Consider the following 16,212-nt stretch of genomic DNA (forward strand, 5'->3'; position numbering starts at 1 on the left):
ATGCGGGAATAGCTCAGTGGTAGAGCATCGCCTTGCCAAGGCGAGGGTCGCGAGTTCGAATCTCGTTTCCCGCTCCATTGTGGCGGCATAGCCAAGCGGTAAGGCAGAGGTCTGCAAAACCTTTATCCCCAGTTCGATTCTGGGTGCCGCCTCCACATTTGCCGGGGTGGCGGAACAGGCAGACGCAACGGACTTAAAATCCGTCGAATCGAGAGATTCGTACCGGTTCGATTCCGGTCCTCGGCACCAATTTTTGGTCATAAGATTTATTACGAAATAAAAACCGATTCATGCGAATCGGTTTTTTTGTTGCCCCAAATGGCACGAATAAATATGCTGCGAATCAAAAATCGTAGCCGAAGTTTTTAATAGAAACGATTTTGGGTGACATCAACACGCATCATAAATACACAATGACATGATGCGTGTTGTAATATGCTCAAATCAATAATTTATTAAGGATATAAAAGTTTTACGAGTAGCAAGAAATTTGTTCTTAGAGTTGATGAAGCCTTAGTAATAGGACAAAATAATTTACAAAAAAAAGAACCGATTGATACGGTTCTTTAACTTTCTTTTTGCGGTGGGACAAGCAACGTTTTTTGGTGAGTATAATGCACAAATCCGGGTGGCGCGCCTTGTGGCTTTTTGATGTATTTACGCAAGGTATAATCGACTTCGACCTTCGGGGCTGTTTTGGCTTTGCTGTAGTACGCAGCCAGTTGCGCCGCATAGGTAATGACCTCCTCGGTGAAGGACTCACCGGGATTGGCAAAAATGATAACGTGCGAGCCTGGAATTTCTTTGGCATGGAGCCAAAGGTCGTCAGGACCTGCCGTTTTAAGAGTCAAGGTTTCATTTTGCACATTGTTGCGTCCGATCTCAATGCGGTAGCCGTCGTAGTTCAGTGACAGCGGTTGCGATTTTGTGCTTAATGAGCGATGATTGTGATTCTTTTGCTTTTTAGGCCGCAAGGCATCCAATTCGTTTTCTAAATCGGTCAGTTCCGGTGCTTGCAAAGACTCCTCAAGAAAATACGCAAGGGAATCTAAATACCGGAGATTCTGCTCCGATTTTTTCAAGAAAGGTAAAGCCTGTGTTTCCCTTTTTTTTAAACGATTATATCGCTTGTAATAAAGTTGCGCATTTTCCGCCAACGACCATTCCGCGCGCAGAGGTATGGTAACATCCTCCTGCTGATCGGAAAGCAAATTGGGAAGGGTAATTTTAGTGCGATATTCATGTGGTAAATACGCATGAATAAACAAAAGATCACCGTATAATTTGTCAGTTTCAAGACGATCCGTTTCCGCCATTTCCCGGCGGATTTTTTGTTGCTTAGTGCGCTCCTTTTTTTGCATAGCGCGAATACGTTGGCGCAGGCGCTGGATGCGCTCTTCGTATTGCGAAAAGAGTTCTGCAGAAGCAAATACCTGATTGGGATCGGAAAATTCTGCGACTTTATCCATCTGCCATTCCGAAAACAGGAAAGGAGACAGCCACGCTTCGCGGCCGCGCTTACAAAAATATACGTTAGATTGCGTCATGAAAATTTTCTGCAATATTGCCAAGCATGTCATCAACTCTTTTTTTGACGTAAAGGAAAGCTCTGCCAACGTCATTTCCGGAACAAGTTGTAAGCGTGTATTTAATAGCCTGGTTAACGGACGAGAAAAACCATTAAAATAAGTGGCAAGTGCTTTTGTAAGAGTGAGCTCCTGCGGCAATTCGCCGATTACGTTTAACATTTCTTGTGGTGTCAATTCGAGCCAGAATATTTTTTCGCTGTGCGGCGGTTCACTATAGGTTTGACCGGGAGCGAGATCACGTCGAGAAGAGGGTTTGCGATGTAACGCATCGATAACTTGTCCGTCAACAATTAATACCAAATTTGGTGCATTAGGAATCAGTTCTAATTCGAGCCTTTTAGAGACAATTTTCCCTTGGGCTTCAATGCGCTGAAATGTAGCGGTGATCCACTTATCCCCATAGCGCGCTGTAATTTCTGTGAGTGTGGCACCCTCCAGATGCTTGCGCAAAACCATGCAAAAATTGTTGGTAGGAGTATTGTTTCCTGCCGGCTTTTTATGACTCCACCAAGTTCGTGGCGATGACTGTAAGGAGATTTGCCAGGCGCGTGTACCTCTAGGCAAAAGCATCGTGAAGCTGAACGTGGATGTATCTAGCATTCGAATGTTGCCGAGTTTTGCGCCTTGTAATTCTTCTTTTGCAAGTAAAGCCCATTTTGTAAAAAGCAAACTGTCAATATTCATCTCAACCTTCCATTTCCTCTGTCCATATCTGCTAAGTCTCTTCATTTTACATCAGTTACTGAAAATGGTAAAATAGCTTAAATGGAGGTATTGTATGCAGTTTACAAAGTGGCATGGTTTGGGAAACGATTTTGTTTTACTGGACGGATTTACTGAAGAAGTGGTGATGACATCTTCTTTAGCACGCCAACTATGCGATCGTAAACGCGGTATCGGCGCAGACGGTGTAGCGATCATACTACCTCCCGAAAATTCTCACTATGATTTGGAAATGCGGATTTATAATGCGAACGGAACTATTGCGGAAATGTGTGGCAATGTAACCCGTTGTGTGGCTGCCTATGCAACACAGCAGCAGCCGGACAAAAAGCATTGGCGTATTTTGACAGCCGCCGGAGTCATGCAGGCGGATGTGATTGACCATACGCCGCAGGAATCAGAGGTTACCGTGATTATGAGCGTACCTAAATTACGACGCGGTGACATCGGTATAACTGCGGATAAGGAGCAACCTGCGCAAAATATTCAAATTAATCTCGACGGAAAAGCGCTTACATTTACCGGTGTTTCTATGGGAAATCCGCACGTTGTTACATTTGTTGATGATGTTGATACAGTGCCGGTGGGAGATTGGGGGCCTCGGGTCGAAACCAATCCGCTATTTAGCGAAAAAACGAATGTGGAGTTTGCGCAAATTTTATCTCCGAATGAAATCCGCATGCGTGTTTGGGAACGCGGTGTAGGCATTACGGAAGCGTGCGGAACAGGTTCATGTGCAGCATTGGTAGCAGCTGTTGCCAACCAACTGATAAAAGATACAGCGACGTTAATTTTAGACGGCGGACGGCTGCAAATAACTTGGCCGGGTGTTGGTAAGCCGGTACAAATGACAGGTCCGGTAGTAGAGGTATTCAGTGGCGAATATAAAGGAATCGGAGAAAACGATGATAAATGTACGATTAATTAATATCGGATTTGGCAATATGGTATCTGCCGGTCGACTGATGGCAATTATCAGTCCGGAATCAGCTCCCATCAAGCGTATGATCCAAGAAGCCCGCGAAGAGAGCATTCTGGTGGATGCAACGTATGGCCGGAAAACGCGCGCCGTTCTGATTATGGACAGCGGACAGATTATTCTATCGGCCATCCAGCCGGAAACTATTGCCAATCGCTTACATGAATTCGGCGAAGAATGGGATGAAGAAAAAGAATGAGCGCGGAGCACAAACATGACGAAGGCGTACTTTTAGTGGTCTCCGGTCCTTCCGGTGCAGGAAAGGGCACGATTTGTGATGCGCTGCGCCGACTTCATCCGGAAATTCGTTACTCTATTTCGGTCACTACTCGGCCACAACGAGTAGGTGAGGTTGACGGGGTCAATTATTTTTTTACTTCCGTCGATAAGTTTAAAGATATGCTGCAACAAGATGCCTTCCTTGAATATGCCGAAGTTTATAACAATTACTACGGCACACCGAGAAAGCAAGTACTTGATTTGGTTCATGAAGGTAAAACGGTCTTACTTGAGATCGATATTCAAGGCGCAATGCAGGTCAAGAAAAAATATCCCGAAGGGATTTTTATTTACATTGTCCCGCCGTCTTTACAGGAGCTTTCTCATCGTCTATATGCTCGGGATACTGATTCGAAAGAAGTGATCCAAATGCGTCTTGCGAAAGTGATTAGTGAGCTTGAGTTGGCGCACCAATATGACTACATCGTTGTCAATGATAAATTGGATGAGGCCGTAGACAAGGTTCGCGCCATTATGGTGGCAGAGCGTTGTAAACTGTCTCGTAATAAAGAGCAAATCGATACTATTTTTGAAAAGTATATTACCAGGGAGGTTATGTAGTTATGGTATTCCCATCAATTGATGACTTATTGGAGCGTGTAGATAGTAAATATACCTTAGTTTCTATGGTGGCTAAACGAGCACGCGAACTTACCGAAGGCGCTGAGGCCTTGGTAGAAGCGGATGCGAAAAAGCCGACAACGATTGCTTTAGAAGAAATTTATTACGGTAAAGTCAAGAAAGCGGCTACCCATCCGGCGGGAAATATACAATAATGGGACGCTTACAAGGGAAAAAAGTAGTTCTTGGTGTAAGCGGCGGCATTGCTGCTTATAAAGCACTTTTTTTGGTTCGAGAGCTGCGTCGACATGGCGCGGAAGTTCATGTGATTATGACGGAACACGCAACGAAGTTGGTGACGCCGCTTTCTTTTCGTGAACTTTCCGGTCAGCCGGTTACGACAACGATGTGGGGAGAGATTACCCATTGGAATGTAGAGCACATTGCTCTGGCCAACTTGGCAGATGTTTTCGTCTTGGCACCGGCGACCGCAAATTTAATTGGCAAAGTAGCCAACGGGATTGCCGATGATATGCTGACGACAACCGTAATGGCAACACCTGCCCCGGTAGTTGTCGTGCCGGCGATGAATACCCGAATGTACGAAAATCCTTTTACGCAAAGCAATTTACAAAAGTTGGACAGTGCGGGCTATACCGTCATCGAACCGGAATCGGGGGATATGGCTTGCGGCACAAACGGTAAGGGACGTTTCCCAGCCGTAGAGACAATCGTTGCCACCATTGAAAGAGTGGCATCGCAAGGTTTGTTACGAGGTAAAAAAGTGGTTGTCAGCGCCGGTGGGACACGCGAGGCTATTGACCCGGTACGATATCTCTCCAACCGCTCCAGTGGCAAAATGGGGTATGCGGTAGCCGCTGCTGCAGCTTGGCAGGGAGCCGACGTGGTCTTGGTCAGTGCGACAACATCGCTGCCGGAAGTTCCCGGTGTACGTACCGTTCATGTCAATAGCGCGCGGGAAATGAAGGACGCCATTAATGCCGAATTTGATACTGCCGATATTGTCGTCAAAGCGGCAGCTGTTGCGGATTATCGCCCGGCGAAAACCGCATCTCAAAAAATCAAAAAACAGGACGACGATATGCAAATCAAGCTGGTACGCAATCCTGATATTTTATATGAACTGGGCCAACGTAAAAAGCAACAAATTTTGATCGGGTTTGCGGCGGAAACCCAAAATGTTTTGGAATATGCCAAGGGCAAATTGGTCAAGAAAAATTTGGATATGTTGGTGGCCAATAATGTAGCTTCCCCCGGCGCCGGTTTCCAGACGGAGACTAACATCGTAACGTTTGTCTATCGTGACGGCAGTCACGAATCTTTGGATATCATGACTAAAGACCGGGTAGCGGAAGAGATCATTAAACGGGCGGCGGAATTGACGAACGCTTGCAAAAAATAGCATAATATCATAAAATAATAACTGTACTCATCCAGAGTGGTGGAGGGACTCGGCCCGCAGAAGCCACAGCAACCGGTTCAATTCGGTGCTACATCCGACAGGCAACTGGAAGATGAGGGAAATCCCTCACGGAGGGATTTTTTTATGCAAAGGGAGCGAATATTTTGGCAGAAAGAGAATTTTTTACTTCGGAATCGGTAACGGAAGGACATCCGGATAAAATTGCCGATCAAATCTCAGACAGCATTTTGGACGCAATTTTAGCACAGGACCCGGACGGACGTGTTGCCTGCGAAACAGTAGTCAGCACCGGGTTAGTACATGTTGTCGGTGAAATTTCGACATCTTGCGATATTGATATCAATAAAATTATTCGTGAAACGATTCGACGCATCGGTTATGATCGTGCGAAATACGGATTTGATGCGGATACTTGCGGGGTGTTGGTGTCGATTGATGAACAGTCGCAAGATATCGCTATCGGTGTAGACAGCTCGTTGGAAGCAAAAGAAAAAAGTGAAGACAGCTTTGACGAAATCGGCGCCGGGGACCAAGGTCTGATGTTCGGCTATGCAGTTCGTGAAACGCCTGAATTGATGCCGTTGCCGATCTCGTTAGCACATCGTTTGGCGCGACGTTTGACGGAAGTTCGCAAGGACGGTATTTTGCCGTATTTGCGTCCGGACGGTAAAACGCAAGTAACCGTAGAATATGTGGATGGTAAGCCGGTACATATTGATACAATCGTTATCTCGACACAGCATAGCCCTGAAATAAAGACAGCAGAATTACGTAACGATATTATCGAGCAGGTCATCAAGCCTATTTTGCCGGATACTTTATATGACAATAAAACGAAGCTCTATATTAATCCCACAGGGCGCTTTGTTATTGGCGGTCCGCAAGGGGATGCCGGCTTGACCGGTCGTAAAATTATTGTGGATACCTATGGCGGGATGGCTCGTCACGGCGGCGGTGCATTTTCCGGTAAAGATCCGACAAAGGTGGATCGCTCAGCTGCCTATGCAGCACGCTATGTGGCGAAAAACATTGTTGCGTCGGGAATTGCAGATCGGTGCGAAATTCAGTTGGCATATGCGATCGGCGTAGCACACCCGGTATCGATTTTAGTTAACACCTTCGGCACGGGTAAGGTTCCCAATGAGAAAATTACGGATCTGGTTCGTACTCATTTTGATTTACGCCCGGCAGCGATCATTCGTAACCTCGATTTACAACGACCGATTTATGCACAGATAGCGGCGTACGGCCATTTCGGCAGAACGGATATTGATTTACCCTGGGAACAAACCGATAAAGCAGATGAATTGCGCAAAGATGCAGGATTATAAGAAGACGGTACATGCCGTCTTCTTTTTCACATAGGAGAAGCTATGACGGTAGCGGAAATTATCATTAATCGACCGACTAAACATTTGCAAAAATGTTTTTCATATCGTATTCCTACTCACATGGAATACATTACCCCCGGTTGGCGAGTGATCATCCCATGGGGAAACGGTCACGAAGAGGGTATCGTTTGGGAGACTCGACCGGAAACATCGGAGGATGCAACGCTCGATCTAAAAAGTGTTTTTGCGACAATAGGAGATACTGCTTGGTTTACATCGGAAATGCTGGCACTTGCAGAATGGATTGCAAGCTACTATGTATGTCCTTTGATCGAAGCATTGCGTTTGTTTTTAGTGGATAAAAAAACAGTCAAAAGCCAAACTCGCTATACTTTGACGATATCAGGGCAAAAAAAAATAGCACTTGAGAATATTCCTGCAAACCATCAAAAACCTCTGAAGAACTATTTTCCCAATATGCTGGAGGCGCTTGCCAATGGCTGGATCAAAGGTGAACTAAAACGGCTGAGTGATTCACGATTTGCGAGTGAAGTCGTTTGGGACGCAGCCATTGATCCCGCACTATCGCAACTTATGCGTACTCCTCGTCAGCAGGAGTTGGTTCTCTTTTTAACAGAGCATCCTGAGCAAACATCGGAAGAATTAAATGCCGCGGGATTTTCTGCCGCATTACGCAAATCGGCACTCAGCAATGGATATATAAGTACTCACGAAAAGTGTAACACTCATGCCGTTATTCGGGATCATTTGCCCTCACTTACATCGTCACAAGAGCAAGCGTTGGCAAACGTCACGTCAGCGCTAAACGAAAAACGGCACGAAACGTTTTTGCTACATGGAGTGACGGCCAGCGGCAAAACGGAAATATACTTGCGCGCTACCGCTAACGCCGTAGAGAAAGGCAAAAATGTCTTGGTGTTGGTGCCAGAAATTTCGTTAACAGATCAATTGGTTCGTCGATTTACGGCACGCTTTGGAGCGGAAAAAATATTTTGCCAACACAGCGGCCTGATGGAGCGGGAACGCTTTGATAACTGGAGGCGTGTGCGCGCGGGCCGGGGAAATATTGTGATCGGACCTCGTTCTGCCATATTTATGCCGGCAGAAGAAATCGGCCTTATTGTTATCGATGAAGAATACGATGCCAGCTACAAACAAAGTGAGCAGACACGGTATCATGCCAGACGTGTGGCGGAGTGGCGTGCACGTTGGCATCATTGTCCGCTCGTTTTAGGCGCGGCAACACCTTCGATGGAAAGTTATTATCGCGCTGAAAATGGTGAAATCACTACACTATTGCTCCCGGAACGTATCGGCGGTGTATCCTTACCGAAAATGCATATTGTCGATATGCGCAGCGAGCTGGAGGCGGGGAATCGTTCCATTCTTTCACGGGAATTGTATCAGACGATGCAAACGATGCTTTCGCAGGGACGTCAAATTATTTTGCTTTTAAACCGACGCGGCTATGCCACTCATGTTTCCTGTCGGACATGCGGTTATGTTTTAACCTGTCCTCATTGCGACTTGCCTTATACTTACCATTTACCAACCCATACTTTACAATGCCATCGTTGCGGCGGTGAAAGGGAGATGCCCACAAGCTGTCCGAATTGTGCCAGTAAAGCGATTAAATATTTTGGACTCGGCACGCAACGCGCGCAAAAAGTGGTAGCGGAAGCATTTCCCCGGGCGAAAGTCCTGCGTTTGGATACGGATAATGCAGGGAATGCAAGGCGGCGCGCAGAAATTTTAGATGCCTTTGCGCAGGGGAAAGCCGATATTTTGTTGGGGACGCAGCTGGTGGCAAAAGGCCATGATATTCCTAATGTCGGCTGTGTCGGAATTTTAAGCATCGATGCATTGTTAAATCGCCCGCAATATAATGCGGCGGAACAGGTATTTCAATTGGTTGTGCAAGCAGCCGGACGCGCAGGACGTAAAGACGGTGAGGGGCGCGTCATTGTGCAAACATACCATCCGGGGCATTATGCATTGCAGGCGGCCTGCACTAATGAATGGCAGAATTTTTATACCGAAGAACTTGAACTGCGCGAGTATTTGCACTACCCGCCGTATTTTGAACGCGCTAAAATCAGCGCTTTTGCGGAGAGTCAAGAAAAAGCGCAAAGTCATTTACAAGTGCTATTTGATGATCTTGTAAAAATCCTTGCAGGAAAAGTGGTAGAAGTGGAATATACGGATATTTATCCTGACTATCAGGCTAAATTACGTGGCCGGTTTTATATGTCGTTTCAAATCGCAGCCAAAAATCTTGACGTGGTTAGAGAGCATATGAAGCAAAGCGCTCTATGGCAAGTAAATGGTATAATAATAGATATGGAAATGAGTTAATATACAAAAGAGGTGACACGATTGGCAGTCCGTAAAATTGTGTTAGCGGGCGCGCCCGTGCTGAAAACAAAGGCGCAACCCGTTACAAAAATGACAAAATCGATTAAAACTTTGCTGAAAGATATGAAAGATACGTTATATGATGCCAACGGCGTGGGCCTTGCAGCACCACAAGTCGGTGAATCCTTACGGATCTTTGTGATTGATGACGGCAACGGTTATGTGGAATATATTAACCCGGAAATTATTACTTTATCTGATGAAAAAGAAGAAATGACGGAAGGTTGCTTGAGTGTTCCCGGTTTTGTGGGAGTGGTCGAGCGCTCTACCGGCGTTACCGTACGATATGAAGATCGAAATGGGCGTACGCATGAGGTAAGCGCAACGGGGCTGTTGGCGCAGGCTATCCAACATGAAAATGACCATATTGATGGTACTCTTTACATCGAACGTGCGAAAAATTTATATAAAGAAAATGAAGGAACGATCGAATGAGAGTTGTCTTCATGGGGACACCGCAATTTGCTGTACCCTGTCTGGAGTCGATGCTAACAAATCCGAACGCGGAGATTGTCGGCGTATATACCCAACCGGACCGGGTCAATCGTCGCGGTAAAAAAATGAGCTTTTCACCGGTGAAAGAATGTGCCCTTGCGCATGATTTGCCGTTGTATCAGCCGGCAACACTACGCGATGCCGACGCGCAAAAAGAATTACAGGAGCTTGCACCGGAACTTTTAATCGTAGTGGCTTATGGTCAAATTCTCCCGGCGAAAGTTCTTGAAATTCCGCGTCTTGGTGCGATCAATGTTCATGCATCATTATTACCTAAGTATCGCGGCGCAGCACCGATACAGTACAGTCTGCTCAATGGCGATGAGACGACCGGTGTCACTATTATGCATTTGGATGAAGGCATGGATACCGGTGATATCATTTTACAACGCAGTATTGATATTCCTACTGATTGGGAGTTTAATCAATTATCTGGGCGCTTATCTACACTCGGTGCAAAAGCCTTACAAGAGGTCTTGGCTGATGCGGATACAGCGATTAGCAATGCTACACAGCAAGCACACGATCGGGCCACATATACCGGGAAAATTGCTAAAGAATGGGGACGAATCCACTGGAGTAAAAATGCGCGCACCATTCATAATTTAGTGCGCGCATTGCATGCGAATCCGGGAACCTATACATTTTTCCGCGAAAAACGTTTGAAAATTCATCAGACCGCTCTGACAAAAACGCATGCGACGCTTTTACCGGGCGAATTATTGGTGGACGGTACGGATATTTTTGTCGGTACGGGTGAGGGGAGCTTGCAGCTTTTGAAAGTGCAGCCGGAAAGCAAACGGAATATGCAGACGGCTGAGTTTATTAATGGCTACCAAATAAAATCAGGTGAAGTCCTTGGCGAACAGACAGATTGACGAAACGTTACAAAATCGTAATCTCTACCTGCGCTTGACCTTGTTGACGTGGGTAACATTAGGCGCGATCGTTTTTGCGATTGCGTATTTATTGGCGCCCGGATTAACTTTGCTGCATCCTGTTTTGCCGAATCTTGCATACGTTTTGGCGGCCGCGGGCGTTATCTTCAGCGGCGGCCTGATTGCATGCATCGGCGTGGCGTTGGAGACTCATCACGAATTGCCCTTGGGAATTTTGCGTAGCGCCAGTAAAGCGGTATATATGTTTTTACCGTATTGCATTTTGTGGGGCAAAGTATTCCGTATTCCGAAAGAACATGTCGCCCAGTCGTTGGTAGATTTAATTAATACGTTGTCAGAGCGTTATTTGCCCCAACTCAAGCCGGAAGATATTATGCTGCTGACACCGCATTGCTTGCAAAATGATACTTGTCCGATTAAAGTAACGCGCGATGCGTTTGCCTGTCGTGAATGCGGGCGTTGTCCGGTGGGAGGGCTGGTTCATCTTGCCAAAACATATGGAGTTTCCTTATATATCGCCACCGGAGGAACCTTTGCGCGTCTTTTAGTAAAAAAACATCGTCCTAAAGCGATTATTGCGATCGCTTGTGAACGGGATCTGGTTTTGGGAATGAGGGATGTTTTTCCGATTTTAGTTTTCGGAGTTTTAAATAGTCGTCCCTATGGTCCCTGTTTCAATACCCAAGTGGATCTGCAAAAAGTAGATAAAGTATTAGCCCATTTGTTAGGAGAAAAGAAGTCTGTTGAAAACTGCTCGAGAAATAGCGCTCGTCGTCTTGCGTAAGGTGCTTGTGGAAGAGGCTTATGCAAATATTGCCTTGCAACAAGTACTTACCACATGGCCTGCTGAAGATCGCGAACGCCGGTTTGCCACCGAAATTATTTACGGTGTAATTCGTAAGAAAAATTATTTGGAATGGATATTAGGCCGTTTAAGTCGCCAGCCGTTGGCAAAATTGGATGCGGATGTACGACTCATTTTGTTGTGCGCATTATATCAAATTATTTTTCTAAACAGTGTACCTGCGCGCGCGGCCATTAACGAAGCCGTCGAGATGACGAAAAAAGTATCGCATCGTGGCAGTGCAGGTTTTGTAAACGGTTGCTTACGCAGCTATTTACGCAAGCAGGAAGAGTTTAACATTCCGCAACGGACAAATGATCCTATTACCTATTTAAGTCTTACATATTGTCAGCCTAAGTGGTTTGCTCAATGGGCTGTTCGCACATGGGGCATGGAGCGCACAGAAGAGCTGTTTGCTTATTTTATGCAGCCGGCGCCACTCACTGTGCGTGTGAATACGCTTCTGGAAACTCGGGATGAGGTTATACGAAATTTAACATCTCGCGGTGTAGACGTAGTAAAACTTGCCGTTCCTGAAGGACTTTCCATTAGCAGGGGAGGGATTGCCGCCATTCGTGAAGAGCTGCAAAGCGGAATTTTATATGTCCAGGATGAAGCGGCTATGTGGGTGGCACATGCGGTTTCTCCACAACCGGGTGAAACCATATTGGATTTATGTGCAGCGCCCGGCGGCAAAACCACTCACTTAGCACAAATCATGGAAAATCAGGGAGAAGTTATTGCCTGTGATTTATATTCTCACAAACAACAGCTGATTTGGGATAATTGTAAGCGGTTGGGCGTAACTATCGTTTCTGCAGTGGTGCAGGACGCCACTAAAGAAAATCCGGATTGGCAAAAAAAATTTGATAAAGTACTCGTTGATGCCCCTTGTTCCGGATTAGGAGTTATCGTACGTCGCCCGGATCTTAAATGGCGACGTACGTCAAAGGAATTAAAAGACTTTCCGCTCTTGCAGCAGGCAATCGTAGAACGTGCCGTTACGTATTTAAAACCGGGCGGTCGCTTAGTGTACAGTACCTGTACACTGAATCCGGAAGAGAATGAAGGCGTAAGAGAAAGAATTTCACAAGCACACTCCCAATTGCAGCCGTGCACTATTTCGCTGGAAAATACGATCAATACAGATGAGTATAGATTTTGGCCGCCGGAATCGAAAACAGACGGTTTTTATATTTGCGCTTGGGAAAACAAAATATGAAACAAAATATTTGGGGTAAAAACCTCCCGGAATTACGGACTTTAATGAAGGAACTTGGCGCTCCCGGATACCGCAGTCAGCAGTTGTTCGATTATATGTATAAGCGTGGTATTTTACATTTTGACGAAATGGCGCAATTGCCGAAAGCATTGCGCAACAAACTGATAGAATCGTGGGTCATCGATTTTCCGACCATTGTGCGTGAACAACGGAGCAGCGACCGGAAAACCGCCAAACTGTTGCTGCGTTATAGCGATAACTCATTGATTGAAACAGTACTGATGAACCAGCCGTACGGTTATTCCGTATGCATTTCCACACAGGTAGGGTGCGCGGTCGGCTGTACATTCTGTGCCTCCGGTTTAACCGGTTTGCAACGTAATTTAACGGCCGCAGAGATGTTGGCACAGATTTATTTGTGGCAATTTCTCTATGATATCAAAATTCACTCTTTCGTGTTGATGGGCTCCGGAGAACCTTTGCAAAATTATGACAACGTACTTTCTTTCATGAAAATGTGCCATGATTTTGAAGGATTAACGATAAGTTATCGAAATATGACGCTATCGACGTCAGGTATTACACCTAAAATTTATGATTTGGCTAAAGAAAAATTGCCGATTACATTAGCGCTTTCGTTACATGCACCGAACGATACAATCCGCAATCAAATCATGCCGATCAGTAAATGGTATCCCTTGCCGGAACTATTGGAGTCGTTACAATTTTATACCCAAACCACTCGCCGGCGCGTGACTTGTGAATATATTCTTTTGGCAGGAGTCAATGATCAGCCGGAACATGTCGCCGAGTTGGCGCAAATGATTCGTCCGTTGCGCGCGCATGTAAATTTGATTCCATTAAATGAGAGCCCGGGAATTCCTTACCGACGACCAGAAATGAAACATTCACAGGAATTTTGTGAACAGTTGCAAAAGCAGGGAATAGCCGCTACCATCCGTAAAGAGATGGGAACAGAAATTCAAGCCGCCTGTGGTCAACTCAAAATGAAATTTGTTAGGGATAATGCCTAGTTTGACGCTGTATTTGATAGATGATACGATATTCATATATTGATTAAATTTACTGTTAAGGTGGTTTCATGAAAAGTTTTGGTATCACCAAACGTGGTCTTGTGCGTCCTACCAATGAAGACGCTTTCCGCATCGTTTTGCCATCGCTTTTTATTGTGGCGGACGGAATGGGGGGACACGTTGCCGGTGAGATCGCAAGCCACATAGCCATTGAACGTGTATCGGATTATGTGAGCGGTGAACGTTCGGAGCTTTGGAACGAAGTCACATTAAAAGATGCTGTCAATCAAGCAAATATCGCTATCCGTGAACGTGTTAACAACGAGCCGGATCTGGCCGGTATGGGGACAACGCTTTTAGTCGCGCGTGTCGAAGAAGATTTATTCTTTTGGGCGCATGTCGGAGATAGCCGAATTTATCGCTACTATCGTGGGCAATTAACCCAGATTACAGTAGATCATTCCTTGGTTACCGAAATGGTTCACGAAGGTACATTAACTGAGGAACAGGCGAAATTTCATCCGTCGCGTAATGTAATTACCCGTTCCGTCGGTACAACGGATACTTTGGAAGTCGACACGGGTCGATTGACGCTGCAACCGGAAGAAATGATTATGATGTGCACTGACGGTGTTTATAATATGGTTTCGGACGCAAAATTACGTGATATTTTAATTACGAATGAAAATGCGCCGGAAGCGTGTGCTCGCTCGATAATGCGTGAAGTATATCTCGGCGGGGCCAAAGATAACGCAACCGTGCTCGTAATCAGCAATACGTAAGAGAAAGTGATGGTGTAAAATAATATGATTGGACGGCTTTTAGACAATCGTTACCAGCTGACTGAAAAAATTGGCAGCGGTGGTATGGCTGATGTCTACCGTGCCCAAGACGTGCTACTGGATCGTGTCGTTGCCGTAAAAATACTGCACAGCAACTTTTCCACTGATAACGATTTTGTCGTACGATTCCGAAGAGAAGCGCAAGCGGCTGCAAAATTGTCGCACCCCAATATCGTCAATATTTACGATGTCGGCAAAGACAATGAAGTATATTATATCGTCATGGAATACGTCGGCGGTGAAACGTTAAAAGACTATATTGCGCGTCAGGGGAGACTTTCCAATGAAGCGGCTGTCCGGATTGCGATAGAAATTGCAGAAGCATTGGAACATGCACATGCTAACGGCATCATTCACTGCGATATTAAACCGCATAATATTTTGGTTACCAAAACCGGCCGGATTAAGGTGGCAGATTTCGGTATTGCCCGTGCGATCAATACAGTTACGATTGCCAATAAGCAATCCGTGCTCGGTTCCGTACATTATTTTTCGCCGGAACAGGCCAGTGGGGATCCGTTGACACCACAAACGGATATGTATTCTTTGGGCATCGTGCTGTATGAAATGCTCACAGGACATCTTCCTTTTGAGGGGGAAACCGCTGTCAGTATTGCTTTAAAGCATATGCAGGAAGATATTCCGAAACCGGTAAAATACAATCCAACCATTTCACCAATGTTGGAAGACTGCGTCATGAAAGCGCTACAAAAAGATCCGCATAAACGGTTCAGCGATATTTCGGAAATGATTGCAGAATTACGTTTAGCGCAGGGTTTAGTAACACCCAAAAACACAGCAACCGGTCGACATGATTTTTCTACCGGTCAATTTCCGCGTACCCGGCCGATTCCTAAGAAGGATCTGGAACCGAAAGAAAGTATGTTGACGCCGATTTTATCTTGGCCGGTTCGATGGATTGTTTTGGGCATTGCCGGACTATTCTTATTGGCATCGGGCATTGCTTTTTGGATGTTTGGCGATTTTTGGAGCCCGGACTCAATAACATTGCCGAATGTGGTAGGGCAACAGGTAGAAGTGGCACAAAAAACGTTGACTAGCAAAAAACTAAATGTTCGTATCAGCGAAATTGCGAGTGAAGATGTCCCCATCGGTCAAGTCATTTCGCAAACGCCGAGCGCAGGAATGGAAGTAAAAACGCATCGTATTATTCATCTGACAGTCAGCAAAGGCGGGAGCAATATTTTAATTCCCGACTTAACAGGCTTAACGATTGAGCAGGCTACTGCCAAGCTGAACAGCATTCACTTGCGACTTGGCAAAATTGAAGAGAGGGAAGATAGCAGTCGACCCTTAGATACTATCATCGGACAGTCACCGCTGGCCCCGAATAAAGTGGAAGCGGACACCAGTGTAAATGTAGTTGTCAATAAAAAAGATATGGTCAGCCGTGCAACAACACCGGGGGTTGTTGGCAAAACATGGCAGGAAGCAAAGCAAATCTTAGCCCAGGCAGATTTGACCGTCGGTTCTTTAACGCGCGGCGGGAAAACTGTCACTCCTGCGGATGGCG

General features: G+C 45.8%; 15 protein-coding genes, 3 tRNA genes and 1 riboswitch. Of the genes, 17 read left to right on the forward strand and 1 reads right to left on the reverse strand.

Annotated elements, in window-relative coordinates; all coding sequences use genetic code 11:
• The first annotated feature begins 2 nt into the window (after window positions 1-2).
• From RDN69_RS03435 to RDN69_RS03445, 3 genes are all read left to right on the forward strand, one after another.
• A tRNA-Gly gene (locus RDN69_RS03435) sits at window positions 3-77 on the forward strand.
• Window positions 78-81: 4 nt separating this feature from the next.
• Window positions 82-155 (forward strand) — tRNA-Cys (locus RDN69_RS03440).
• Window positions 156-160: 5 nt separating this feature from the next.
• A tRNA-Leu gene (locus RDN69_RS03445) sits at window positions 161-249 on the forward strand.
• A 317-nt stretch (window positions 250-566) separates the two neighbouring features.
• Here the strand turns inward: RDN69_RS03445 and RDN69_RS03450 are convergent.
• A complete protein-coding gene (locus RDN69_RS03450; RefSeq protein WP_288218263.1) occupies window positions 567-2,273 on the reverse strand; it encodes an NFACT family protein in 1,707 nt (568 codons plus the stop codon).
• Window positions 2,274-2,367: 94 nt separating this feature from the next.
• On the opposite strand from RDN69_RS03450, the gene dapF reads away from it, so the two are divergent.
• From dapF to pknB, 14 genes are all read left to right on the forward strand, one after another.
• Window positions 2,368-3,240 carry a diaminopimelate epimerase gene (gene dapF, locus RDN69_RS03455; RefSeq protein WP_024048874.1) on the forward strand — a complete coding sequence of 291 codons (873 nt, stop codon included), beginning with the start codon at window positions 2,368-2,370 and terminating at the stop codon, window positions 3,238-3,240.
• Window positions 3,221-3,490, forward strand: coding sequence for an extracellular matrix/biofilm regulator RemA (gene remA, locus RDN69_RS03460; RefSeq protein WP_034436343.1), 270 nt, complete (start codon window positions 3,221-3,223; stop codon window positions 3,488-3,490). Before dapF ends, remA begins: the two co-directional genes overlap by 20 nt.
• Window positions 3,487-4,131, forward strand: a complete 645-nt coding sequence (gmk, locus tag RDN69_RS03465; RefSeq protein WP_024048876.1) for a guanylate kinase — start codon at window positions 3,487-3,489, stop codon at window positions 4,129-4,131. The genes remA and gmk overlap by 4 nt, the downstream gene beginning before the upstream one ends.
• 2 nt (window positions 4,132-4,133) lie before the next feature.
• Entirely contained in the window at window positions 4,134-4,346 is a 213-nt protein-coding gene (rpoZ, locus tag RDN69_RS03470; RefSeq protein WP_024048877.1) for a DNA-directed RNA polymerase subunit omega, read from the forward strand.
• A complete protein-coding gene (coaBC, locus tag RDN69_RS03475) occupies window positions 4,346-5,554 on the forward strand; it encodes a bifunctional phosphopantothenoylcysteine decarboxylase/phosphopantothenate--cysteine ligase CoaBC (protein ID WP_273259710.1) in 1,209 nt (402 codons plus the stop codon). Before rpoZ ends, coaBC begins: the two co-directional genes overlap by 1 nt.
• Window positions 5,555-5,578: 24 nt before the next feature.
• Window positions 5,579-5,673, forward strand: a riboswitch (SAM riboswitch).
• Window positions 5,674-5,718: 45 nt separating this feature from the next.
• Entirely contained in the window at window positions 5,719-6,906 is a 1,188-nt protein-coding gene (gene metK, locus RDN69_RS03480; protein ID WP_024048880.1) for a methionine adenosyltransferase, read from the forward strand.
• A 42-nt stretch (window positions 6,907-6,948) separates the two neighbouring features.
• On the forward strand, window positions 6,949-9,282 hold the full coding sequence (gene priA / locus RDN69_RS03485; protein ID WP_273259709.1) for a primosomal protein N': 2,334 nt from the start codon (window positions 6,949-6,951) through the stop codon (window positions 9,280-9,282).
• A gap of 12 nt (window positions 9,283-9,294) precedes the next feature.
• Entirely contained in the window at window positions 9,295-9,777 is a 483-nt protein-coding gene (gene def, locus RDN69_RS03490) for a peptide deformylase (RefSeq protein WP_374042374.1), read from the forward strand.
• Window positions 9,774-10,715, forward strand: a complete 942-nt coding sequence (gene fmt / locus RDN69_RS03495) for a methionyl-tRNA formyltransferase (RefSeq protein WP_024049199.1) — start codon at window positions 9,774-9,776, stop codon at window positions 10,713-10,715. The genes def and fmt overlap by 4 nt, the downstream gene beginning before the upstream one ends.
• Window positions 10,696-11,520, forward strand: a complete 825-nt coding sequence (locus tag RDN69_RS03500) for a DUF116 domain-containing protein (RefSeq protein WP_024049200.1) — start codon at window positions 10,696-10,698, stop codon at window positions 11,518-11,520. Before fmt ends, RDN69_RS03500 begins: the two co-directional genes overlap by 20 nt.
• Before the next feature lie 7 nt (window positions 11,521-11,527).
• The gene (gene rsmB / locus RDN69_RS03505) at window positions 11,528-12,802 is read left to right on the forward strand and encodes a 16S rRNA (cytosine(967)-C(5))-methyltransferase RsmB (RefSeq protein WP_288218264.1); all 1,275 of its coding nucleotides are present in this window, start codon (window positions 11,528-11,530) and stop codon (window positions 12,800-12,802) included.
• On the forward strand, window positions 12,799-13,836 hold the full coding sequence (rlmN, locus tag RDN69_RS03510) for a 23S rRNA (adenine(2503)-C(2))-methyltransferase RlmN (RefSeq protein WP_024049202.1): 1,038 nt from the start codon (window positions 12,799-12,801) through the stop codon (window positions 13,834-13,836). The genes rsmB and rlmN overlap by 4 nt, the downstream gene beginning before the upstream one ends.
• 68 nt (window positions 13,837-13,904) lie before the next feature.
• A complete protein-coding gene (locus tag RDN69_RS03515; RefSeq protein ID WP_024049203.1) occupies window positions 13,905-14,618 on the forward strand; it encodes a Stp1/IreP family PP2C-type Ser/Thr phosphatase in 714 nt (237 codons plus the stop codon).
• Between the two features lie 24 nt (window positions 14,619-14,642).
• Window positions 14,643-16,212: Stk1 family PASTA domain-containing Ser/Thr kinase (pknB, locus tag RDN69_RS03520; protein WP_288218265.1), on the forward strand; the 1,570-nt coding region annotated here is incomplete at its 3' end.

The organism is uncultured Negativicoccus sp. (assembly GCF_902480485.1).
Lineage (GTDB): Bacteria > Bacillota > Negativicutes > Veillonellales > Negativicoccaceae > Negativicoccus > Negativicoccus succinicivorans.

Excerpts from the sequence above, each read along its gene's own strand:
- coaBC (WP_273259710.1), top strand. The coding sequence starts at position 4,346 with ATGGGACGCTTACAAGGGAAAAAAGTAGTTCTTGGTGTAAGCGGCGGC.
- RDN69_RS03450 (WP_288218263.1), bottom strand. The coding sequence starts at position 2,273 with ATGAATATTGACAGTTTGCTTTTTACAAAATGGGCTTTACTTGCAAAA.
- priA (WP_273259709.1), top strand. The coding sequence starts at position 6,949 with ATGACGGTAGCGGAAATTATCATTAATCGACCGACTAAACATTTGCAA.
- gmk (WP_024048876.1), top strand. The coding sequence starts at position 3,487 with ATGAGCGCGGAGCACAAACATGACGAAGGCGTACTTTTAGTGGTCTCC.
- RDN69_RS03515 (WP_024049203.1), top strand. The coding sequence starts at position 13,905 with ATGAAAAGTTTTGGTATCACCAAACGTGGTCTTGTGCGTCCTACCAAT.
- rlmN (WP_024049202.1), top strand. The coding sequence starts at position 12,799 with ATGAAACAAAATATTTGGGGTAAAAACCTCCCGGAATTACGGACTTTA.
- fmt (WP_024049199.1), top strand. The coding sequence starts at position 9,774 with ATGAGAGTTGTCTTCATGGGGACACCGCAATTTGCTGTACCCTGTCTG.
- rpoZ (WP_024048877.1), top strand. The coding sequence starts at position 4,134 with ATGGTATTCCCATCAATTGATGACTTATTGGAGCGTGTAGATAGTAAA.
- dapF (WP_024048874.1), top strand. The coding sequence starts at position 2,368 with ATGCAGTTTACAAAGTGGCATGGTTTGGGAAACGATTTTGTTTTACTG.